General features: G+C 69.3%; 24 protein-coding genes. 16 read left to right on the forward strand and 8 right to left on the reverse strand.

From position 1 onward, the window contains the following. On the forward strand, window positions 1-996 hold the full coding sequence (locus D5S19_RS13030) for an ABC transporter ATP-binding protein (protein ID WP_120023606.1): 996 nt from the start codon (window positions 1-3) through the stop codon (window positions 994-996). Further along, window positions 993-2,132, forward strand: coding sequence for an ABC transporter ATP-binding protein (locus D5S19_RS13035; RefSeq protein ID WP_120023607.1), 1,140 nt, complete (start codon window positions 993-995; stop codon window positions 2,130-2,132). The genes D5S19_RS13030 and D5S19_RS13035 overlap by 4 nt, the downstream gene beginning before the upstream one ends. A 37-nt stretch (window positions 2,133-2,169) precedes the next feature. Here D5S19_RS13035 and D5S19_RS13040 read toward each other — a convergent pair whose 3' ends face one another. Beyond that, window positions 2,170-2,592: a YybH family protein gene (locus D5S19_RS13040; protein ID WP_120023608.1), complete on the reverse strand. Its 423-nt coding sequence runs from the start codon at window positions 2,590-2,592 to the stop codon at window positions 2,170-2,172. A gap of 200 nt (window positions 2,593-2,792) precedes the next feature. Here D5S19_RS13040 and D5S19_RS13045 point away from each other — a divergent pair, with 200 nt between their 5' ends. Beyond that, a complete protein-coding gene (locus D5S19_RS13045) occupies window positions 2,793-3,440 on the forward strand; it encodes a DedA family protein (RefSeq protein WP_120023609.1) in 648 nt (215 codons plus the stop codon). A gap of 279 nt (window positions 3,441-3,719) precedes the next feature. Here the strand turns inward: D5S19_RS13045 and D5S19_RS13050 are convergent, their stop codons facing one another. Continuing rightward, window positions 3,720-4,271 (reverse strand): DedA family protein, encoded by a 552-nt coding sequence (locus tag D5S19_RS13050; protein ID WP_120023610.1) that lies wholly within the window; start codon window positions 4,269-4,271, stop codon window positions 3,720-3,722. 179 nt (window positions 4,272-4,450) lie between these two features. Between D5S19_RS13050 and D5S19_RS13055 the strand changes: the two genes are divergently transcribed. Then, the gene (locus D5S19_RS13055) at window positions 4,451-5,368 is read left to right on the forward strand and encodes an SDR family oxidoreductase (protein WP_120023611.1); all 918 of its coding nucleotides are present in this window, start codon (window positions 4,451-4,453) and stop codon (window positions 5,366-5,368) included. A gap of 1 nt (window position 5,369) precedes the next feature. Here the strand turns inward: D5S19_RS13055 and D5S19_RS13060 are convergent, their stop codons facing one another. Together D5S19_RS13060 and leuA are read right to left on the reverse strand one after the other, a co-directional pair. Then, the gene (locus tag D5S19_RS13060) at window positions 5,370-6,338 is read right to left on the reverse strand and encodes a helix-turn-helix transcriptional regulator (protein ID WP_120023612.1); all 969 of its coding nucleotides are present in this window, start codon (window positions 6,336-6,338) and stop codon (window positions 5,370-5,372) included. 10 nt (window positions 6,339-6,348) lie between these two features. Further along, window positions 6,349-8,133 carry a 2-isopropylmalate synthase gene (gene leuA, locus D5S19_RS13065; protein WP_199730475.1) on the reverse strand — a complete coding sequence of 595 codons (1,785 nt, stop codon included), beginning with the start codon at window positions 8,131-8,133 and terminating at the stop codon, window positions 6,349-6,351. A 30-nt stretch (window positions 8,134-8,163) separates the two neighbouring features. Here leuA and D5S19_RS33100 point away from each other — a divergent pair, with 30 nt between their 5' ends. From D5S19_RS33100 to D5S19_RS13090, 6 genes are all read left to right on the forward strand, one after another. Further along, window positions 8,164-8,307: a hypothetical protein gene (locus tag D5S19_RS33100; protein WP_233573871.1), complete on the forward strand. Its 144-nt coding sequence runs from the start codon at window positions 8,164-8,166 to the stop codon at window positions 8,305-8,307. A 69-nt stretch (window positions 8,308-8,376) separates the two neighbouring features. After that, entirely contained in the window at window positions 8,377-8,754 is a 378-nt protein-coding gene (locus D5S19_RS13070; RefSeq protein WP_120023613.1) for a hypothetical protein, read from the forward strand. A gap of 63 nt (window positions 8,755-8,817) precedes the next feature. Next, complete coding sequence (locus tag D5S19_RS13075; RefSeq protein ID WP_147397379.1) at window positions 8,818-9,174, forward strand: hypothetical protein; 357 nt, start codon at window positions 8,818-8,820, stop codon at window positions 9,172-9,174. A gap of 431 nt (window positions 9,175-9,605) precedes the next feature. Next, window positions 9,606-9,929 (forward strand): beta-ketoacyl-[acyl-carrier-protein] synthase family protein, encoded by a 324-nt coding sequence (locus D5S19_RS13080; protein ID WP_120023615.1) that lies wholly within the window; start codon window positions 9,606-9,608, stop codon window positions 9,927-9,929. 72 nt (window positions 9,930-10,001) lie between these two features. After that, complete coding sequence (locus tag D5S19_RS13085) at window positions 10,002-10,691, forward strand: TetR/AcrR family transcriptional regulator (protein WP_158605524.1); 690 nt, start codon at window positions 10,002-10,004, stop codon at window positions 10,689-10,691. A 335-nt stretch (window positions 10,692-11,026) separates the two neighbouring features. Then, a complete protein-coding gene (locus D5S19_RS13090; protein WP_158605525.1) occupies window positions 11,027-11,422 on the forward strand; it encodes an MFS transporter in 396 nt (131 codons plus the stop codon). A gap of 19 nt (window positions 11,423-11,441) precedes the next feature. On the opposite strand, the gene D5S19_RS13095 is transcribed toward D5S19_RS13090, so the two are convergent. After that, entirely contained in the window at window positions 11,442-12,032 is a 591-nt protein-coding gene (locus D5S19_RS13095) for a nitroreductase family protein (RefSeq protein WP_120023667.1), read from the reverse strand. Between the two features lie 233 nt (window positions 12,033-12,265). Between D5S19_RS13095 and D5S19_RS13100 the strand changes: the two genes are divergently transcribed. Beyond that, window positions 12,266-13,531: an aspartate kinase gene (locus tag D5S19_RS13100; RefSeq protein ID WP_098512764.1), complete on the forward strand. Its 1,266-nt coding sequence runs from the start codon at window positions 12,266-12,268 to the stop codon at window positions 13,529-13,531. Continuing rightward, on the forward strand, window positions 13,531-14,568 hold the full coding sequence (locus D5S19_RS13105) for an aspartate-semialdehyde dehydrogenase (protein WP_199730476.1): 1,038 nt from the start codon (window positions 13,531-13,533) through the stop codon (window positions 14,566-14,568). The genes D5S19_RS13100 and D5S19_RS13105 overlap by 1 nt, the downstream gene beginning before the upstream one ends. A 48-nt stretch (window positions 14,569-14,616) precedes the next feature. On the opposite strand, the gene D5S19_RS13110 is transcribed toward D5S19_RS13105, so the two are convergent. Continuing rightward, entirely contained in the window at window positions 14,617-15,108 is a 492-nt protein-coding gene (locus tag D5S19_RS13110; protein ID WP_147397380.1) for a hypothetical protein, read from the reverse strand. A gap of 143 nt (window positions 15,109-15,251) precedes the next feature. Here D5S19_RS13110 and D5S19_RS13115 point away from each other — a divergent pair, with 143 nt between their 5' ends. Together D5S19_RS13115 and D5S19_RS13120 are read left to right on the forward strand one after the other, a co-directional pair. Continuing rightward, window positions 15,252-16,442, forward strand: a complete 1,191-nt coding sequence (locus tag D5S19_RS13115; RefSeq protein WP_120023620.1) for an RtcB family protein — start codon at window positions 15,252-15,254, stop codon at window positions 16,440-16,442. A gap of 58 nt (window positions 16,443-16,500) precedes the next feature. Then, complete coding sequence (locus D5S19_RS13120; protein WP_120023621.1) at window positions 16,501-16,878, forward strand: hypothetical protein; 378 nt, start codon at window positions 16,501-16,503, stop codon at window positions 16,876-16,878. A gap of 11 nt (window positions 16,879-16,889) precedes the next feature. Here D5S19_RS13120 and D5S19_RS13125 read toward each other — a convergent pair whose 3' ends face one another. Beyond that, window positions 16,890-18,101: an MFS transporter gene (locus tag D5S19_RS13125; protein ID WP_233573877.1), complete on the reverse strand. Its 1,212-nt coding sequence runs from the start codon at window positions 18,099-18,101 to the stop codon at window positions 16,890-16,892. Between the two features lie 656 nt (window positions 18,102-18,757). On the opposite strand from D5S19_RS13125, the gene D5S19_RS13130 reads away from it, so the two are divergent. Next, the gene (locus D5S19_RS13130) at window positions 18,758-19,288 is read left to right on the forward strand and encodes a hypothetical protein (protein WP_120023622.1); all 531 of its coding nucleotides are present in this window, start codon (window positions 18,758-18,760) and stop codon (window positions 19,286-19,288) included. A gap of 58 nt (window positions 19,289-19,346) precedes the next feature. Here the strand turns inward: D5S19_RS13130 and D5S19_RS13135 are convergent, their stop codons facing one another. Next, window positions 19,347-20,408: an alpha/beta hydrolase gene (locus tag D5S19_RS13135; RefSeq protein WP_120023623.1), complete on the reverse strand. Its 1,062-nt coding sequence runs from the start codon at window positions 20,406-20,408 to the stop codon at window positions 19,347-19,349. Between the two features lie 178 nt (window positions 20,409-20,586). Here D5S19_RS13135 and D5S19_RS13140 point away from each other — a divergent pair, with 178 nt between their 5' ends. Beyond that, the gene (locus D5S19_RS13140) at window positions 20,587-21,159 is read left to right on the forward strand and encodes an NADPH-dependent FMN reductase (protein ID WP_233573873.1); all 573 of its coding nucleotides are present in this window, start codon (window positions 20,587-20,589) and stop codon (window positions 21,157-21,159) included. The last annotated feature ends 72 nt before the right edge of the window (window positions 21,160-21,231 follow it).

Consider the following 21,231-nt stretch of genomic DNA (forward strand, 5'->3'; position numbering starts at 1 on the left):
ATGGCACTCCTTGAAGTCCGCGACCTGGAGGTCGTGTTCCAGCGCCGGGGCGAGCAGCCGTTCACCGCGGTGGACGGCGTGAGCTTCGATGTCGAACCCGGTCAGACGGTCGGGCTGGTCGGCGAGTCCGGCTGCGGCAAATCGGTGACGTCGCTGGCGATCATGCGGCTGCTGGCCAAGCGCGGCAACCGGGTCGGCGGCTCGGTCCGGTTCGAGGGCACCGATCTGCTGACCCTGTCCGACCGGCAGATGCGCGATCGCCGTGGCCGCGATCTCGGCATGGTGTTCCAGGACCCGTTGTCCTCGCTGAACCCGGTCATCCCGATCGGGCTGCAGATCACCGAGGTGCTGGAGCGGCACCGGGACATGCCCCGCAAAAAGGCCCGGATCGAGGCCACCGAGCTGCTGGACAAGGTCGGTATCCCGGACCCCTCGCGGCGGCTTTCCGAGTACCCGCACCAGCTTTCCGGCGGGATGCGGCAGCGCGCGCTGATCGCGATCGCGCTCGCCTGCCGTCCGCGGCTGCTCATCGCCGACGAGCCGACCACCGCGCTCGACGTGACCATTCAGGCGCAGATCCTCGCGCTGCTGCGGGAACTGGTGCGCGACACCGGTACCGCGCTGATCATGATCACGCACGATCTCGGCGTGGTGGCCGGGCTGTGCGACGAGGTGAACGTGCTTTACGGCGGCCGGATCGTGGAGCGCAACCAGCGGCACGAGCTGTTCGCGCAGCCGCGGCACCCCTACACGCACGGTCTGCTCGCCTCGATCCCGCGGCTGGACGAGGGGCGCGGCGAGAAGCTGGTGCCGATCCGCGGTTCGGTGGCCGACAACATCCCGTGGCAGGGTGGCTGCGCCTTCGCGCCGCGCTGCCCGAACGCCGTGCCGGCCTGCCGGGAGGGTTCCCCGGAACTCGTTCCGGACCGCACCGGCCTGCTGCGCTGCCACAACCCGGTGGAGCCCGTGGTGGCCGCCGGAGGAGGGACCCGATGACGGTGTCGAATCCGCCGACTCCGGCCGCCCCGGCGCCCGCCGGGGAGGTCCTGCTGGAGGTCACCGACCTCAAGGTGCACTTCCCGATCAAACGCGGGGTGGTCGTCGACCGGACGGTCGGGCACGTGTTCGCGGTGGACGGGGTGGACCTGGCCATCCGGCGTGGCGAGACCTACGGCCTGGTCGGTGAATCCGGCTGTGGCAAGTCCACCCTCGGCCGCGCGATCCTGCGGCTGAACGAACCGACCGGCGGCCAGGTCGTCTTCGACGGCACGGACGTGGCACGGCTCAAGGGCGAGCAGCTGCGCAAGTCCCGGCGCCGGATGCAGATGATCTTCCAGGACCCGATGTCCAGTCTCGATCCGCGCCAGCCGGTCGAGTCGATTCTGCTCGAGGGCATGCACGCGCACGGCCTCGACCGCGACAAGGAAGCCACCGCGCGGCGGTTACGGGAGCTGCTCGCCGCTGTCGGCCTGCCGGAGTCCTCATTGCGGAAATACCCGCACGAGTTCTCCGGCGGCCAGCGCCAGCGCATCGGCATCGCGCGGGCGCTGGCGGTGGAACCGGACCTGATCGTGGCCGACGAGCCGGTGTCCGCATTGGACGTTTCGGTGCAGGCGCAGGTGGTGAACCTGCTGGAGCAGCTGCAGCAGGAGCTGGGCCTGACCTACCTGGTGATCGCGCACGATCTGGCCGTGGTGCGGCACATCTCCGACCGGATCGGCGTGATGTATCTCGGCGCGCTGGTCGAGGAGACCGGCTCGCAGGAGCTGTACGAAAATCCGCTGCACCCCTACACGCGGGCGCTGCTGTCCGCGATCCCGGTGCCGGACCCGGTGATCGAGGACAGCCGCGAGCAGATCCTGCTGGCCGGCGACCTGCCGTCCCCGGCCAACCCGCCCAGCGGCTGCCGCTTCCACACCCGGTGCCCGTGGCGGCAGGCCACCCTGTGTGACACCGACCGTCCGCAGCTGCGCGAGATCGGGGGCGGGCACCGAGTGGCCTGTCACTACGCCGAGGACGTCCGTGACGGCCTGATTCAGCCGCACAAGGTCGAACCGGAGCTGGTCGAAGCCGCTTCGGTGAACCCGGACGCCGCCGCGCCGGATGTGGGGTCGGTGACCGAGATCCTCTGATGCCGGGTGCGGGAGCCGTCCGTGCGACGGCTCCCGCTCAGGGCTGGAGGTCGACCGCGGCGCGCATCGTGCCGTCCATGTAGAACGGCGTCGAGTTGTGCTCGTGCACGATGCGCCAGCCGTCGTCACCGTGGCGCAGGACCAGTGTGCTGCGGAACCACAGCGTGAACGGTTCGCTCGCGCCCTGCGGCACGGCCGACATCTTCGCCAGCGCGGTCACCACAGCCAGCTCGCCCGAGGTGGTGATGGCTTCGTCGTGATAGGTGTAGGAAACCGGGCTCGCGAACGAGCCGAACCACTGCGTGAGGTACTCCGCCGAGGTACCGGTGTTGCGCAGCGGCGGCGCGAGGTCGAACTTCACCGCGCCGGGGTCGTAGCCGGCCACCAGCCGTGCCGGGTCCTTCGCCTGCATCGCGGCGGTGCGCTCGGCCAGCAGCTCACGGATCTCTTGCTCGGACATCCCTCTGCTCTCCTCGTGCTCGGACGGCGTTGGCTTCCGCAAGACATCCTACAAACGCCGATTTTGGGTGTTATGTCCGGAAATATCTGTCTCAAGGTGGACCCCACCCCCGACTGAAGGGTGACGCCGGTCGGTGGCGATCCCCGGTACGCTGCTCAGTACCGGCATGTAACAGGCGAAAAGCAGGGAGTTTGGCGCACGTGAGTATCGAGCACTGGCTGGAGGCGATTCCGCCCATCTCGGTCTACCTGCTGGTCGGCCTCGTGGTGATGATCGAGAGCCTCGGCGTCCCGCTGCCCGGCGAGATCGTGCTGGTGAGCGCGGCGCTGCTGGCGTCCTCGCACGCCGGCCTGAACCCGCTGTGGATCGGCGGACTGGCCACCGCGGGCGCGATCATCGGCGACAGCATCGGCTACATCATCGGGCGCAAGGGCGGCAAGCGGCTCTTCGCCTGGGCGGGCCGCAAGTTCCCCAAGCATTTCGGCCCCTCCCATATCGCGAACGCCGAACGGATGTTCCAGAAGCGCGGGATGTGGGCGGTGTTCTTCGGCCGCTTCGTCGCGGTCCTGCGCATCCTGGCCGGTCCGCTCGCCGGTTCGCTGAACATGCACTACCCGCGCTTCTTCATTGCGAACGCGCTGGGCGGGATCGTCTGGGCGGGTGGCACCACGGCGTTGATCTACTACCTCGGCGTGGTCGCCGACCAGTGGCTGAAGGGCTTCCAGTGGGCCGCGCTCGGCGTGGCGCTGGTGATCGGCGTGGTGGTCACCATCGTGCTGAAGAAGCGCATGAGCCGCGCGCACCCGGAGGAGCCCGAGACCGCGGAGAAGAACGACGTGGTCGCCTGAGTCGCAAAACTGTGAAGGGCACCTTCACGGACGCTGAGTCCAGGGTGTCGGCAAAGTCGGTGTGGAGGTCCGTGAAGGGTCCCTTCACAGACTCAGAGTCCGTGAAGGGTCCCTTCACGGACCCGAAACCGGTCCGGCGCACGCCACGAGGTGGTCGCACACACACCTCCGCATCGCCCGCTGCCGGGCCCCCGACCAACTTTGCCGGGGCCCTGGACTCTGAGTCCGTGAAGAGTTAGGTTCCCCTCACAGCATTGCCCCGGGAAAGCGGTGAAGGGGCTAGTGCGCGTGCACGCCCCGTCGGATGCCGAAGGTGATCGCCGTGCTGAGGATCGTCGCGACGCCCAGGGAGATCAGCAGGCTGTAGCCGGGTTCGGTGATCAGTTCCCCGCCTGCGTAGCCGAGGAAAGCCGCGTACGACGTCCAGAGCGTGACACCGACGGCGGACGCGGTGCGGAATACTCCGGCGGGCCAGCGCATCGAGCCTGCGAGCAGTGCGCCGATCGTGCCGCCGGAAGGTAGCCAGCGGGCGGCGACGAGCACCTGGCGCGGGTGCTGCTGTACGTGGTCGCTGAGCCAGTCGAGGCCGGTGGCGAATTTGCGGCGGCCCCGCAGCCTGGTCAGTATCCGGGCGCCGCCGAACCGGCCGAGTGCGTACAGCGCCTGATCCGACAGCACGCCCCCGGCCGCCCCGACGGCGATGACCAGAGCCAGCGAAGTGCCGCCTTGCGCCGCGGTCACGCCCATGGACAGCACGGTCGCCTCCGTGGGCAGTACGGGAACCAGCGACACGACGAACAACAGCACCAGCCCCGCGTTCGTCAGGTCCATCGCTCCGCCTTCCCTCGACCCTCTGTCTCCATTAACGGCTGAAACCAGCCGGACGAAGCCCGTTCACCGGCTTCTCACAGCAAGGCACAGCCGGGACACAGCAAGTCCGGAAACCCGGACGTAAACTGTCCGGGTTTCCGGGGAAGCTGGTGTTTCAGCCGACGAAGGGAAGCACTGAGATGAGCGGGGAACTGTCCGGCAAGGTCGCACTGGTGGCCGGTGGCACACGCGGGGCGAGCCGGGCGATCGCGGTTGAGCTCGGCCGGGCCGGGGCGCAGGTTTACGTGACCGGCCGCAGCAGCCGGGCCGGGAAGTCCGAAGTGGACCGTCCGGAGACGATCGAGGGCACGGTGGAGCTGATCGAGGCGGCCGGCGGCAAGGGCACCGCGGTGCGGGTCGATCACCTCGACAGCGCCGAGGTGGCCGCGCTCGCGGCGCGGATCGAGGCCGAGCAGGGCCGGCTGGATCTGCTCGTCAACGGGATCTGGGGCGGTGATCCCCAGCTGGAATGGGGCAAACCGGTCTGGGCGCATTCGCTGGACAAGAGCCTGCGGATGATCCGGCTGGCGATCGACGCGCACCTGATCACCAGCCACCACCTGCTGCCGCTGCTGATCCGCCGCCCGGGTGGGCTGGTGGTCGAGCTGACCGACGGCACCGCCGAGTACAACGCCGCCTACCGCAAGGGCACCGCACTTGCGTACTACCTGGCCAAAGCGGCCGCGCATCCGCTGGCGGCCGGGGAGGCGGCGGAGCTGGCGGAGTACGGCTGCCACGCGGTCGCGTTCACGCCGGGCTGGCTGCGTTCGGAAGCGATGCTCGACATTTACGGTGTCACCGAAGAGAACTGGCGGGACGCGACCGCCCGTGAGCCGCACTTCGCGATCTCCGAGACACCGACCTTCGCGGGGCGTGCGGTTGCCGCGCTGGCCGCTGATCCGGATCGTGGCCGCTGGAGTGGCCAGACTGTCTCAAGTGGACAGTTGGCGGCGGTGTACGGGATTGACGACGTGGACGGCAGCCGCCCGGATGCGTGGCGGTATGTGGTGGAGGTGCAGGACACCGGAAAGCCCGCGGACGTGACGGGCTACCGCTGAGTCACCGGTTCCGATTGGCCAGCGCCCGGCCCACCGCGGCGACCGCCGCACGGATCTCCGCGGGCGCCCGCACGATCACGCCGGGGCCGAGCGAGGTCAGCTGGCCGACCGCGATTTCCTTGTTCTCCAAGGCCAATTCGGCCTCCGTCCAGCCCTCGGAGTCCGGGCGGCCAAGGGAGACCACGACCTCGGCCAGGTATTCCTCGCCGAACACCCGGCGCAGTGCGGAAACCGCGGCGCGGTCGAGCCGGGCGGTGACGCGCAGCGGATACGACACCTTCTCGAACGCCGCCGAAGACGTGCGCCACCAATCGGCGAGCGAGAACTCCGCCGGACGCTCGAAAGCATCGCCGGTCTCGGCCACCGCCATCATCCGGGAGACGCGGTAGGTGCGGATCCCGCCCTTGCCGGCCCGGGCGACGAGGTACCAGACCCCGGCCTTCAGCACCAACCCCAGCGGGTCGAGCACGCGCTGGGCCACCGTGTCCCGCCGCCGGTACCGCACGTCGAGACGGCGCTGGGTCCAGACCGCCTTGGCCACGGCGGGCAAAGCGTCGGCCTCGTCCGGGGAACGGAACCAGGCGGTGGCGTCCAGGTGGAAGCGCCCGGCCACCATCTGCGCCTGTTCCTGCAGCTGCGCGGGCAGGCTCGCGGACACCTTCGCATGCGCCGCGGCGACCGCGGTGCCAAGGCCGAGCCCGGCCAGCGCGTCCGGCACATCGAGCGCGAGCAGCGCGACGGCCTCCCGTGAAGTGAGGCCGTCGAGCTGCGAACGCCAGCCGTCCACCAGCCGGACCCCGCCGTGGCGCCCCGGCTCGCTCCAGAGCGGTACGCCGGCCTCGCGCAGCGCGGCGAGGTCACGGCGCATCGTCCGCTCGGTCACGCCCAGCTCGCCGGCCAGCTCACCCACCGTGCCCGCGCGTTTGCGGTGCAGGATGAACAGGAGGGCCACCAGCCGTTCGGCGCGCATCGGGCGTGGGTCAGCGGTGTGCCCGGTTGACCGCGCTGACCACCGCGCGCAGCGAAGCGGCGACGATCGACGGGTCCACGCCCACGCCCCAGAACACGCGGTCGGAGATCGCGCATTCGATGTAGGACGCGGCCCGCGAGTCGTCGCCGGGGCTGAGCGTGTGCTCGCTGTAGTCCAGCAGCCGCAGGTCGTAGCCCACAGTGGACAGTGCGTCGAAGAACGCCGCGATCGGGCCGTTGCCGCGGCCGGTGATCTCGTGTTCGTCGCCCTCGACCCGCACCGTGGCCTCGATGTCGTACTCGCCGCCGCCGTTGTCGGTGACCCGCTGCTTGACCAGCTCCAGCGGGGTGGCGGGCTCCAGGTACTCGGCGGAGAACGCGTTCCACATCGTCGCCGGGGCGACCTCGCCGCCCTCGGTGTCGGTGTAGGCCTGCACCACCTTGGAGAACTCGATCTGCAGGCGCCGCGGCAGGTCCAGCTGGTGCTCGGCCTTCATGATGTAGGCCACGCCGCCCTTGCCGGACTGCGAGTTCACCCGGATCACGGCCTCGTAGCTGCGGCCGACGTCCTTCGGGTCGATCGGCAGGTACGGCACCTCCCAGGCGAACTCCTCGACCGGCGTGCCCGCCTTGCCCGCGGCGTCCTTCAGCGCGTCCAGGCCCTTGTTGATCGCGTCCTGGTGGCTGCCGGAGAACGCGGTGAACACCAGGTCCCCGCCCCACGGCGAACGCTCGTGCACCGGCAGCTGGTTGCAGTATTCGACGGTCCGCTTGATCTCGTCCATGTCGGAGAAGTCGATCTGCGGGTCGATGCCCTGGCTGTAGAGGTTCATGCCCAGCGCGACCAGGTCCACGTTGCCGGTGCGCTCGCCGTTGCCGAACAGGCAGCCCTCGATCCGGTCCGCGCCCGCCTGGTATCCCAGTTCGGCCGCGGCGATGCCGGTGCCGCGGTCGTTGTGCGGGTGCAGCGAGAGGATCACCGAATCACGGCGGGCCAGGTTTCGGCTCATCCACTCGATCGAGTCGGCGTACACGTTCGGGGTGGCCATCTCGACGGTGGCCGGCAGGTTGAGGATCACCGGCTTTTCCGGCGTGGGCTGCCAGATCCCGGTGACCGCGTCGCAGACCTCGACCGCGTAGGACAGCTCGGTGCCGGTGTAGGACTCCGGCGAGTACTGGAAGCGGAAGTCCGTGTCCGGCTGCTTCGCCGCCAGCTCGGCCACCATTTCCGCGCCCTGCGTGGCGATCTTCTTGATCCCTTCGCGCTCCTCGCGGAAGACCACGCGGCGCTGCAGGATCGAGGTCGAGTTGTAGATGTGCACGATCGCCCGTGGCGCGCTTTCGAGGGCTTGGAACGTGCGCTCGATCAGCTCCGGACGGCACTGGGACAGCACCTGGATGTGCACGTCGTCCGGGATCGCGCCCTCTTCGATGATCTCGCGGACGAAGTCGAAGTCGGTCTGCGAGGCGGCCGGGAAGCCGACCTCGATCTCCTTGTAGCCCATGCGGACCAGCAGGTCGAAGAACTTGCGCTTGCGCGCGGGCGACATCGGGTCGATCAGCGCCTGGTTGCCGTCGCGCAGGTCGACCGCGCACCACAGTGGGGCACGCTCGATGCGCTTGGCCGGCCAGGTGCGGTCGGGCAGGTCGATGTTCTCCACCAGCTGGTGCCACGGCCGGTAGCGGTGCACCGGCATCGACGTGCCGCGCTGGGAGTTCCAGGACGGCTGCCCGGCGGGCGCGGGACGGGAGGGCTTGCGAATACGGCTGGTGGACGTGCGGGGATCGGTGCTCATTGCTGGGAATTCTCCTGAGGAGGGGTGCGGTTGACCGGCACCACGAAGCCCCGCGACGAGGAGCCGGTCGGATCAGGCCCCGTCGCGGCAGCGAAGCAGGAGAGCGCAAGCCACGGGCACACCATAACCATGAGCAGGGCCGATTGGGAAGCCGGTGGTGCGATCGAACTGTGACCTCCCGGTGCACGTCCGGGGGTTACCCGCGGGTAGCAGCAGGCTCGGCGACGTGCCATGCTTCCCGGCATGGGTGAGCACACGGAGGCGGAGCAGAAGGAGGAAACCGAGGCGCGTGCGAAGCGCGCTCCGGTGAACTGGCGCCGCATCCGGGAGCAGGCGTGCGGCTTCCTCGCCTCGCTCGTGCGCTGGGCCGGCCTGGTCTTCGCCGCGATCCTGGTGCTGCACGTGATCTTCGTGATCGGCTCGGCCAACACGGCCAACGGCATCGTGTCGTTCGTCTCCAGCTGGGCCGGTGGGCTGTCGCTCGGTTTCCGCGACCTGTTCACCCCGAGCGACGAGAAGCTGCGCGTCCTGGTGAACTTCGGGATCGCGGCGATCTTCTGGCTGATCGCGAGCGGCCTGCTGGCGAGAATCCTCCGCCGCATCGGTGGCGCGGGCGCCTGAACCGGCCCGGCGATTACTTCATCGGTGCCCCGTCACCAGGGCACGCCTGTCCCTTGAACCGCCGTGCGGATTCGCGTGTTTCCCTTGGGGGACAAGGAGATCAGGTCGCCTCAGCCGTCGTGCCGCATCCGGGCGATGGCCTCGTCGCGCATCTGGAGGCGGCTGGCCCACTCGAACCGGGTCACCGAGATTCTCGACACCGCGCATCGCGCCCTCAACCAGTACGGCGCATCGCCGGACAGGGTCGGTGAACAGGTGCTGGGCGCGGTCGGGACCAATGCGCCCTACCTCGCGACCCGTGACCAGCTCGCAGACCATCTCCGCGAGCGCACCGTGGAAATCGCCGCCGCGATGACCCACGCGGAGCGCTTTCTGTCCGGAGTGGACGGATCGGACGGAGTGAAGGAGCCGGCTCAATGACCCAGCGCGTCGCGATCGTCAGTGCGGTGCGGACCCCGATCGGCCGCGCGGGCCGGTCCTACGCGGACGTGCATCGAGCAGGCGCTGGTCGGCTCCGTCTACCAGTCCGGCGACCAATCGGAGAACATCGGGCGCAGCGGATGGCTGGCCTCCGGGCTGCCGTACACGACACCAGCGTCCCACAATCGACACCCAGTGCGGATCTTCCCAGCAGGCGTTCAACCTCGGTGCGGCGCTCATCATGTCGGGTCAGGCCGATCTCAGCGCCGTCACGGCATGGGAAGCGGGCGTTTTCGACGGCCACGTCGTCCCGTTCGAAGGGACGGGCGGCCCGCTGTTCACCCGGGACGAGGGCATTCGCGGCGACAGCACGGCGGAGAAGATGGCCGGGCTGAAGACGCCGTTCGACCCCGAGGGCATCACACCGCGGGATCGGCGAGCCAGCTGGAAGGCCCGCTCGTCGCGACCAGCAGGCTCCTGGCGCCGGAGGGCTCGCGATCGGCGACCTTTCGCTGGTCGAGGTGCGCGAGGCGTTCGCCGCGGTGGTCTGTGCCTGGCAGAAGACCTACGGCGAGGCGTGGGACCGGCTCAACCTGCACGGCGGCGCGATCAGCATGGGTCACCCCTTCGGGGCATCCGGGGTCCGCCAGCTCGCCGACCTCGCGCACCATCTGCGGACGCAGCCGGGGCTGGGTCTGTCGGTGATGTGCTGCGCCGGCGGGATCGGGACCGGCACCCTGTTGGAGGCGGCTTGACGCCGTGAGCTGGTGATCGGGTAGCGCTACGGTATGCGGAGGGGAAGGAGGTGCCCGGCTAGGATGGCGAGCGTGGGTTCTCCAGGGCGGCGCCGGATCGACGAGATCGGCGACGAGAGTCGTCGGCGGATCCTTGATGCTGCCGAGGAGCTGTTCGCGGAGCGCGGGTTCGACCGCACGTCGTTCATCGACATCTCCGAGCGTTCCGGCATCAGCCGGGGCAGTATCCCGTGGCATTTCAAGAACAAGGACGGCCTGATGGTGGCCGTCGTCGAACGCGCCATGGACCGGTTCCGGGAGTCGGTGCGCTACGACGACGCGCTGCCGGAGCTGGCCGAGGTCTTCCAGGACTACGCGAAGTGGGTGCGGGGCGGCCGGCCGACGCTGCTGTTCATGATGCTGACCGAGGCACTGAGCAGCACCGGTGGCGTCCGTAACCAGTACCAGGAGTTCTTCGCACGCGGTCGCAAGGGCCTCGAACTGTGGTTGCGGGTTCAGCGGCCCAAGGGTGTCGATCCCGCGTTCGCGGCCAAGCAGGAGCAGGACTTCGCGGCCGCGGTCCAGGGGGCGACCCTGGGCATCCACCTCGGGGCGCTGATCGACCCCGACGGGGTGGACCTCGACGCATCGTTGCGCGCGATGGCAGGCCTGCTGGGCAAGAACGTCGCGGATGTGTGGCGGGATCAGCCCGCGCCCGCCAAGAGGCGCGCAGGCGCCGCGAGCAAGCGCAACGGTACGGGCTCGCGCGAACGCCGCTCCTGAGCCTTTCCGTTGGTAGCGGCGCCATTCAAGCGCGTCCGCCGGCGCTTCGGCGCGCCATTCCACCCCGGTTGCGGTACCGGGTCGGGTTGACAGCGCCACTATGTCGATCCGTTGTGTCTATGTTATTCAGCATAATACTGTCCGGTGGCATCTCAGGGCAGGCCAAGAAGAGCGGCCACTCGATGACTGAGCATCGCCAGCAGACGGAAAGAGCCGTCTCATGACCAATGACGATCACCTGACCGCAGCCGATCAGCGAAACTCGGCCTCCGTGCCCGGAGGACGGCGTCGCCCGAGAAGCCGGAGCCGTTCTCGAAACCCAGTCCACGCAGTCGGTGACCTTCAAGGAAGTGCTGACGATCGGCGGCCGGAGGACCATCGGGCTGGCACTACTCGACAGCGTGGACAACGCGCTGTTCGCCTTCTTCGCACCGGAGATCCGAGACTCGCTGCGCCTCGGCTCGACGGCCATCGCCGTCATCGGTGCCCTCGCCGGAGTCATGGTTTCGCTCGGGGCGGTTCCGCTGGGTGCCTGGGGTGACCGCTACCGACGGACCAGGATCGCCGGCCTCTGCACCCTCGCCTGGGGGTTCGCGACCCTCGCGCTCGGTGCCGTCCAGAGCCTGTGGCAGGTCGTCGTGGTCCGGATCGTCGCCGGCGTCGGCAAGGCGAAGGAGGGGCCGGTTCAAGGCTCGATCCTGACCGATGCCTATCCACCGGCCGGGCGGTGATTTCGCCGTGTGGGTGGCGTCACAACGCCGGGGTCCCCCACCCGTCCCCGAAGGCGAACTCCGCCAGCGGCAGCCGCCGCCGGGGCGCCAGCTCCCGTTCCACCCGCTTCGGGTCGTCCAGCACCGATGCGTCCGCCGCGGACCCCACCGCGATCGCGACCCGCGGTATGGCGTCCTCGGGCAGGCCGAACGACGTGCGCACCGCGTCCGGGGAGAAGCCCGCCATCTGGTGCCCGATCAGACCGAGGTCGACCGCCTGCAGCACGAGGTTTTCGCTGGCCAGGCCCAGTCCGTACTCGGCGTAGGGCACCTCGCCCTTCTCGTTCGTGGTCACCATCACCCCGACCAGCAGGGCGCTCGCGCGAAACGCCCAGGCCTGGTTGCCGGAGTTGAGCGCCGCCAGGATGCGGGCGAAGGCCTGGTCGCCGCGGCGGCCCACGAGGTAGCGCGCGGGCTGGGTGTTGCCGAAGGACGGCGCCCAGCGCGCGGCCTCCAGCAACGCGGTCAGCTGCGCGTCGGTGATCGTGGCGGTCTCGTCGTAGGCACGGGGGCTCCAGCGCTCGGCGATGGCAGTCGCGACGGGGACGCTCGTCTCGGCAGGTTTACGCACGCTGCGCACGGTAGTCCCCCGGTAGTGCTCTCTATCACTCCGGCGGAAGCTCTCCGAGTATTCCGCTGGCGTCAAGGAAGATTTACTTCCGAATGGCGCCGGCCGGGCGGCCTGCGTCACTCGATGGGGTGGCGGGTGGATGCCGCGCCGGTAGGCTTTGTCCAAATGAAGGGACGCGGGGGCTCCTCGGTGCCCGCCAAGGAGCAGACCCGGCCCGTCAAGGAGGTTCGGGCGTGGCCCTCGTGGTCCAGAAGTACGGCGGATCGTCGCTGGAAAGTGCCGACCGGATCAAGCGCGTGGCAGAACGCATCGTCGCCACCAAGAAAGCCGGCAACGACGTGGTGGTCGTCTGCTCCGCGATGGGTGACACCACCGACGAGCTGCTCGATCTGGCCCAGCAGGTGAATCCGGCGCCACCGGAACGGGAAATGGACATGCTGCTCACCGCCGGTGAGCGCATTTCGAACGCGCTGGTCGCGATGGCCATTTCCGCGCAAGGCGCGCAGGCCTGGTCGTTCACCGGTTCGCAGGCGGGCGTGGTCACCACGTCGGTGCACGGCAACGCGCGCATCATCGACGTCACGCCGAGCCGCGTCACCGAGGCGCTGGAACAGGGTTACGTCGCGCTGGTCGCCGGTTTCCAGGGCGTGGCACAGGACACCAAGGACATCACCACCCTCGGCCGCGGTGGCTCGGACACCACCGCGGTGGCGCTCGCCGCCGCGCTGAACGCGGACGCCTGCGAGATCTATTCCGATGTGGACGGTGTGTACACCGCCGATCCGCGCATCGTGCCGGACGCGCGGAAACTCGACACCATCCCGTACGAGGAGATGCTCGAACTGGCGGCGAGCGGGTCGAAGATCCTGCACCTGCGTTCGGTCGAGTACGCGCGCCGTTACGGTGTGCCGATCCGAGTCCGTTCTTCCTACAGTGACAAGCCGGGCACCACGGTGGCCGGATCGATCGAGGAGATCCCCGTGGAACAAGCGCTGATCACCGGTGTGGCACACGATCGCTCGGAAGCCAAGATCACGGTCACCGGGGTGCCGGATCACGCGGGCGCCGCGGGCAAGATCTTCCGCGTGGTCGCGGACGCCGAAATCGACATCGACATGGTGCTGCAGAACGTGTCCAGCACGTCCTCGGGCCGCACCGACATCACCTTCACGCTGTCGAAGGCCAACGGGGCCAAGGCGGTCAAGGAACTGGAGCGAACCAAGGCGGAGATCGGCTTCGACTCGGTGCTCTACGACGATCACGTCGGCAAGGTCTCGCTGGTCGGCGCGGGCATGCGGTCGCACCCCGGGGTCACCGCGACGTTCTGCGAGGCGCTGGCCACCGCGGGCGTGAACATCGAGATCATCAACACCTCGGAGATCCGCATCTCGGTGCTGATCCGGGACGCGCAGCTGGACGAAGCGGTGCGGGCGATCCACGAGGCATTCGAACTCGGCGGCGATGAAGAGGCCGTCGTCTACGCGGGGAGTGGTCGCTGATGGCCGGGCTGCGGATCGGCGTGGTCGGGGCCACCGGCCAGGTCGGCGGCGTGATGCGCAAGCTGCTCGCCGAGCGGGATTTCCCGGTCGAGCAGATCCGGTACTTCGCCTCGGCCCGCTCGGCCGGGAAGGTGCTGCCCTGGCGCGGGCAGGAGATCACGGTGGAGGACACCGAGACCGCCGATCCGTCCGGTGTGGACATTGCGCTGTTCTCCGCCGGTGGCGCCACCGCGCGGGCACAGGCACCGCGGTTCGCCGCGGCGGGCGCGCTGGTGATCGACAATTCCTCGGCTTTCCGCGGGGATCCGGATGTGCCGCTGGTGGTCAGCGAGGTCAACCCGGAGGCGATCAAGGAGGCGCGCAAGGGGATCGTCGCGAACCCCAACTGCACCACCATGGCCGCGATGCCGGTGCTCAAGCCATTGCACGACGAGGCGGGCCTGCGGCGGCTGATCGCGAGCACCTACCAGGCGGTGTCCGGCAGCGGGCTGGCCGGCGTGGACGAACTGGCCGCGCAGGTGAACGCGGTCGCCTCGCGGGCGGCCGGGCTCACCCACGACGGGTCCGCTGTGGACTTTCCGGCGCCGGCCAAATACGTCGCGCCGATCGCGTTCAACGTGCTGCCGATGGCGGGCTCGGTGGTCGGCGACGGGACCGCGGAGACCGACGAGGAACAGAAGCTGCGCAACGAAAGCCGCAAGATCCTCGGTATTGCGGACCTGCTGGTGTCCGGTACCTGCGTGCGGGTCCCGGTGTTCACCGGGCACGCGTTGTCGGTGAACGTGGAATTCGCCCGGCCGATCTCGCCGGAACGAGCCACCGAACTGCTCGCGCACGCGCCGGGCGTGCAGCTGACCGACGTGCCGACGCCGTTGCAGGCCGCCGGTGCCGACCCGAGTTTCGTCGGCCGTATCCGTGCCGATGCGAGCGTGCCGGACGGCCGGGGCCTGGCGTTGTTCCTGGCCGCGGACAACCTTCGCAAGGGCGCCGCGCTGAACGCGGTGCAGATCGCCGAACTGGTCGCCCAGAACCGTTGAGCTGAAAGCAGAACCGCCCGGCCCCGAGCGCAGAGGCCGGGCGGTTGCTCACTTCCGCGGTTTCGGCTGCCGGGGCCGGATCGGCCGCATCCCGAACGCCACCCGCATTTCCGGCTTCTGCCATGGCTTCAGCACGCTCTGCATCAGGAAGCCCCACAGGATCAGCCCGACCGGCGCACCAGCGGCACCTCCGGAGCCCTTGCTGAGGGTCAAGGACAGGATCGTGCCGATCAGCAACACCGCCATGAAGGCGCATTCCAGCCAGATGATCGCCATCGCGATCGCGCGTTCGCGCCTGCCGAGCAGCACACCGCACACCACCAGCGTGATGAGCAGCACCGTGTTCACCGAGATGATCACCAGCGGCCAGACGACGCTGCCGTCGTCCGTGCGCGTGGCCAGGTACCCGACCAGGACGGCGAGCGCGAGATAGAGCACGGCCTGGCCGGTGATGGCCAGGCGGATCGTCCGGATTCCGCGGTGCACTTCCTGTTCCGCGTCCTCACCGGACATCGGCGTGGGCTGGTTCGGCTGGACCACGACGGGGACCACCTCTCTCGGCTGTGACCGGCCAAGGGAACCACAGATGCCACGGGAGGGGTCCCGTATGCGGAAAACCCGTTGTCGCCCTCGCTCCGTCCCGGAATGCTGAGGGGGAGAATCCTAGTCAGGAAAGGGAAGTCATGTACACGGCAGTGGGCGGTGCGCGGGTCGAGATCCGGATGTGGGCGGACCCCGCGTCGGTAGAGGATCAGGCGATGCGCCAGCTCCGGAATGTGGCGAATCTGCCGTGGGTGCACGGTGTCGCGGTGATGCCGGACGTGCACTACGGGAAGGGTGCCACGGTCGGCAGCGTGATCGCGATGCGCGACGCGGTGTCCCCGGCCGCGGTCGGCGTGGACATCGGCTGCGGGATGAGCGCGGTACGCACCTCGCTGACGGCGGCCGACCTGCCCGAAGACCTCGGCAAGCTGCGTCGGCGGATCGAATCGGCCGTGCCGGTCGGATTCAGCCTGCACGAGACGCCGGTGGACCCGGCCAAGGTGCACGGCGTGGGCGGCTGGGAGCGGTTCTGGAGTGCGTTCGGGGAGCTGCACGAGGGGGTGCAGGGCCTGCACAGCAGGGCCGCGCGGCAGATCGGCAGCCTCGGCGGCGGCAACCACTTCATCGAGGTCTGCCTGGAGCAGGGCGGCGCCGACGAGGGCCGGGTCTGGCTGATGCTGCACTCCGGTTCGCGCAATATCGGCAAGGAGCTGGCGGAGCGGCACATGGCGGTCGCGCGGAAGCTGCCGCACAACCGTGATCTGCCGGACCCGGATCTGGCGGTGTTCGTCGCGGACACCCCGGAGATGACCGCCTACCGGCGAGACCTGTTCTGGGCGCAGGACTACGCGGCCCGGAACCGCGCGACCATGGTCGCGCTGGTGAAGCTCGCGGTGTCCGAAGCACTGCCGGGCACCATGTTCGACGACGCGATCAGCTGCCATCACAACTACGTCGCCGAGGAGCGATACGAAGGGGTCGACCTGCTGGTCACCCGCAAGGGCGCGATCCGGGCAGGCTCGGGGGACCTCGGCATCATCCCGGGCAGCATGGGCACCGGCTCGTACATCGTGCGCGGGCTCGGCAACACCGCGTCGTTCGAGTCGGCTTCGCACGGCGCCGGCCGGCGGATGTCCCGGACCAAGGCGCGCAAGACCTTCACCGCGGATGATCTCGCCGCGCAGACCGCGGGAGTGGAATGCCGGAAGGACGCCGGGGTGGTGGACGAGATCCCGACCGCGTACAAGGACATCGACTCGGTGTTGCGGGCGCAGACGGATCTGGTCGAGGTGGTCGCACACCTCAAGCAGGTGGTGTGCGTGAAGGGGTGAGCACGTCCTGCGGGCGAACCGGTGCCGGTTCGTCCGCAGGACCGCTACCCTTCCCCGTATGAAAAGGTGGGGAGCAGTCGCTGTAGTGGCGATCGGGGGGATGCTGCCGGCCGGGTGCGCGGAAGTGGACTCGGCGATCGATCAGGCGAATTCGGCCGTGGACAAGGTGTCCGCGTGCACCGAGGCACTGGGCCTGACGGACCTGAACCCGCTCGTGGATCCGGCGAAGCTGAAGGCCCGCGCGGAGGACAAGGAACGCCGCCTCCGCACCCTGGCCAGTGATGTAGGGGACCAGGACGTGAAGAACGCGCTGGCCGGGATGGCGGACTCGTACCTGCAGGTCCAGAAGGAACGCATCGAGGACGCCGGTGTGGTGGCCCAGTGGGCCAAGCACAGCCTGGCGAGGCTGGACACCCTGCGCAAGGTCTGCACCTGAGGGTGCCCGGATCAGCGCCGGGCGCGCACACTCGCGGCCAGCGCAGGGAACTTCACGGGGCGGTCGCGCAAGGTCCACAGCATGCCCAGCGCCGCCAGCAGCAGCCCACCCAGGCCGGCCGCGGCGAAGCCCCACGCAGGGCTTGCGTGGTCGATCGCGAAGCCGACCACCGGGCTGCCCGCGGCGAGACCGAGCCGGGTGGACGCGTCCTGCAGGCCCATCGCCTCGCCGCGCACAGCGGGCGGGGCGAGCGAGCTGACGGTCTCCGTGGTGGCGGCCAGGGTCGGCGCGCACGCCAGGTTCGTCGGGATCAACGCGAGCATCAGCAGCCACCACGGCTGTTCCAGCAGCCCGACCGGGATCACCAGCACCGTCAGCAGCAGCACCAGCACGCCTTGGGGCAGCGAGCGCCGGACCCCGCCGTGCACGATGCCGCCGAGCATCGAGGCCGCGCACATCACCACGATGACCAGGCCGGTCCAGCCGCCGTCACCGTGTGAGCGCAGGGAGGCCAGCGTTGCGACCTCCGTGCCGACCAGGCAGAACATCGCGCCCGCGGCGACCAGCAGGGTGGCCGCCAGCCGTCCGGACAGCCAGGACCGCAGCGGAGGCCGCGTCACGCCGGCCGGGGCCGGTTCGCCTTCGTCGCGGATCGGCGGGTTCTGCAGGTAGGTCAGCAGCGAGGTGAGCCCGAACAGGACGCCGAGCCCGCTCAGCACGAGTGTCGCGGGCAACGCGGTGATGGCCGCGATGCCGGCCGCCGGGCCGATCATGAAGGTGGCCTCGACCAGGATCGTGTCCAGGGAATAGGCCGTCCGCCGCTGCTGCGCGGGCACCAGCGCGGTCAGGATCTGCCGGGCCAGCGAACCGGCGGGCATGCACAGCAATCCCTCGGGCAACGCACACGCGACCAGCACCGGATACGACAGATGCGGCGCGGCGAACCAGAACGCGGCCGAGGCCGCCCCGCAGGCGGCCACGACCGGACGCAGCCCGTAGCGATCGATGCACCGCCCGAGCACCGGCGCCCCGAGCGCGGTACCGAGCGTGGAAGCCGCTCCGACGATGCCCGCTTCGCCGTAGCCGCGGCCGAGATCGCTGACCACGTACAAGGTCAGCGTGACACCGGTCATGGTCAACGGCAGCCGGGCGAAGAACATCAGGATGACGGAGGAACGGACCCCTGGCACGGCCAGGACCCGGCGGTAGGGCTGGAACGGCACGTGCCCCATGAGAGCAAGAGTTGGTACGATCGTGCAACTTATTTTCGCCGTGCGCCGGGCGCGTGACCCACTCGGCGCAGTCCGGCGGCCGGGCCTCTCGGCGAAATGCCGGCCTTCACTTCGAGGTGCACATCCGGCGGACTGCGTGTCCCGGCCGGAATGCGATCTGAAATACTCCCGTTCCGAACCGGACTTTCCCAGCTCGCCGTGGAAATCCGGAGGCCGGGAATCCGAGCCGGATCACCCGAATGTCTGCTGCGTTTCCACTCCGCCAGGTCAGCGCGGGTCGCGGTCGCGGTTTCCGGGATCGGTCCCCCGGTGGCGGTGCGTGCGTGGGGGACACCCCCACTCGGCCCAGTGGCGACACGCGGTTCTCCGGAGTGACGGGGGTTATCGGGGGCGAACTTGCCCTATGTGGGTGAGTTGGCCGGTTTATTCGGGGCTCTCGGCTACTACCAGTCAGCTTCGGCATCGATCCCGATGATCTCCGGGGGGATGCGCAAGTGATCTGCGTTCATCCCTTGCGGGCCTATTCCCGGCAGCCGGATTCGGCACGTAAGGGTTAGGAAAGCTCACTAACCGGTGATCGGGTGGTGCCGGGTCGACACGGCGGGTATCGATTTATCCGTCAGGTCCCCAGAAGCCAGGAGGTAGGAATGAAAGGCAAGATCGGGCGGATTCTCGCCGTAGTAGCCGCCGGCAGTCTGCTTGCGGTGAGTTCCTCGGGGATCGCTTCCGCGAGCCCGGCGGGCGGCAAGGGCACTTCGTCCACCCAGGCCGTCGCCGCGCAGGTGCTGCAGCTGCGCGACGACCTGACCAAGGTGGCGTACGCCGGCAACGTCGGGTTGACCAGGGGCGATCTGGAGAAACTGAGTCCGGTGCTCGGGGATCTCGCGTCCGGCAAGCGTTACCAGATCCAGTCGGAGACCCAGCAGCTCTCGTCGGCGGCCAAGGAGCGCGCGGACGAGTCCAACCGGCTGCTGGCCGACCCGACGGCCACCCCACGGCAGCTGCCGCCGCTGCCCCTGCCGCCGGTCCCGGACCTGCCCGGTCCGCTGAAGATCGTGAGCGACCTGCTCAAAGCCGTGCTCGGTGCGGTGACCGGAATCCTGGGCGGCCTGCTCGGCTCGCTGCCGGTGCCGCCGCTGCCGGTGCCCGCGCTGCCCGTGCCGGTTCCGGGCAAGTAACCCGCGAGCAGCCGAAGAACACCCCGTGGACGGTGCCGCCGGAAATCCGGCGCACTGTTCACGGGGTGTTCTTCGGTCCCGCCAAAGCCTGGCGCAGCGCGCCGGCCAGCTCGGCCACGGCCTCACGGGAACGGGTGCCGATCCCGGTGAAGCTCAGGTACCCGTGGATGAGGTCGGATTGCCTGCTCAAGGCCACCGGAACGCCCGCGCCGCGCAGCTTTTCCGCGTACGCCTCGCCTTCGTCGCGCAGCGGGTCGAACCCTGCCGTGGCCACGTAGGCGGGCGGCAGCCCGCTGTGATCGGGCGCGAGGAGCGGCGAAAGCCGCGGGTCCGCCCTGTCGACGCCTTCGGGCACGTAGTGCGCCTGGAACCAGCTGATCGATGAGTCGGTCAGAAGCAGGTCCTTGCCGAACAGCGTGCGCGACCGCCTTCGCGTGGTGAAATCGACAGCCGGGTAGATCAGCATCTGGAAGACCGGCGCCGGACCGCCGCGGCGGGTCGTCTCCAACGCGACGACCGCCGCCAGGTTCCCACCCGCGCTGTCACCGCCGACGGCGATGCGGTCCGGGTCGGCGCCGAGATCGGCGGCCTTGGCATGGGCGAAGTCGAACGCGGCTATCGCGTCGTTCACCGGCGTCGGGAAGGGGTGCTCCGGCGCCTGCCGATACTCGACCGAAAGCACCCGCACGCCGGCGTGTTTTGCGAGGTAGCGCACCGCGTTGTCGTGTGTCTCCCGGCTGCCGGCCACCCAGCCGCCGCCGTGGTAGAAGACAAGCAGTCCGGACGGTTCGGCCAGCCCGGCCGGGGTGTAAAGGGTGGCCGGCAGGGCAGCGCCGTCGGAGGGGATCGACACCTCACGGGTCACGACTCCGTCGAGCCGCTTGCCGTTGATCACCTGCTGCCCGTGTTCCATCTCGGCCCTGGCTGCCTCGATCTCGCGTTCGCCGAGCCGGGTCCCGGACAGCTTCTGCAACTTCAGCAGCACCTGCGCGTCGAGTGCGAGCTCTTGGCCGTCGAGGCGCACCGCCTGCCCGGCGAACAGCCTGCGCAACGGCCGGGGCAGGGCATACGCGAGCTGTGCGGCTGCAGCCTGGGCACGGACGAGGGGCGAGGTTGCCATGGGTCCTCCTGGAGGCCGGAACGCCGAGGTTACTACGAGTAGGTTTCCGCCCCGCGGCCCGTGTGATCCAGGACTCCGTCTCGGATACTGGTCCTCCACTTAACTAGAGCAGTTAGCCTGGGAAGGTCAGGCAGCGAGACCACTTTCGGGTGGTTGTGGCAGGAAGGAACGGTGGGCCGTGACCTCAGCCAGCCCGGTCCGGGTGCTCGGTATCGGTGGTTCGCTGCGCGACGGCTCGCAGTCGGAGCGGGCGTTGCGGATCGCGCTCGGCGCGGCCGGGGAACTCGGGGTCGAGACCGAGCTGATCCCGGGCCCGCAGCTGGTGCTCCCCTTCTACGACGCGGCCGTTTCCGAGCGGACCGAGCAGGCGGTGCGGCTGGTCGAAGCGGTGAGCCGGGCGGATGGGGTGATTGTGGTTTCGCCCGGTTACCACGGCGCACTGTCGGGGCTGGTCAAGAACGCTCTCGACTACATCGAGGACCTGCGCGAGGACACCCGCCCTTACCTCGACGGCCGCGCGGTCGGCGTGGTCGCCGTCGCCCACGGCTGGCAGGCCGCGGTCACCACGCTCGAACAGCTGCGCACGATCACGCACGCGCTGCGTGGCTGGGCCACCCCGCTGGGCGGCTCGATCAACGCGGCGGAGACCAAGTTCGACGAGGCCGGCGGCGCATCCGACGAGAAGGCCCTGCGCACGCTGCGGCTCATCGGCACGCAGGTCGCCGAGCACGCGTTGCTGCGCTCACGCTGAGGGGACCCGCCGTTCGTAGTGAGAACTGCCATGCCCGGCACTGAATCGTAGGTATGGGGCGTTGCTCTCGTT

It is taken from the genome of Amycolatopsis panacis (assembly GCF_003600245.1).
GTDB classification, from domain to species: Bacteria; Actinomycetota; Actinomycetes; order Mycobacteriales; family Pseudonocardiaceae; genus Amycolatopsis; species Amycolatopsis sulphurea.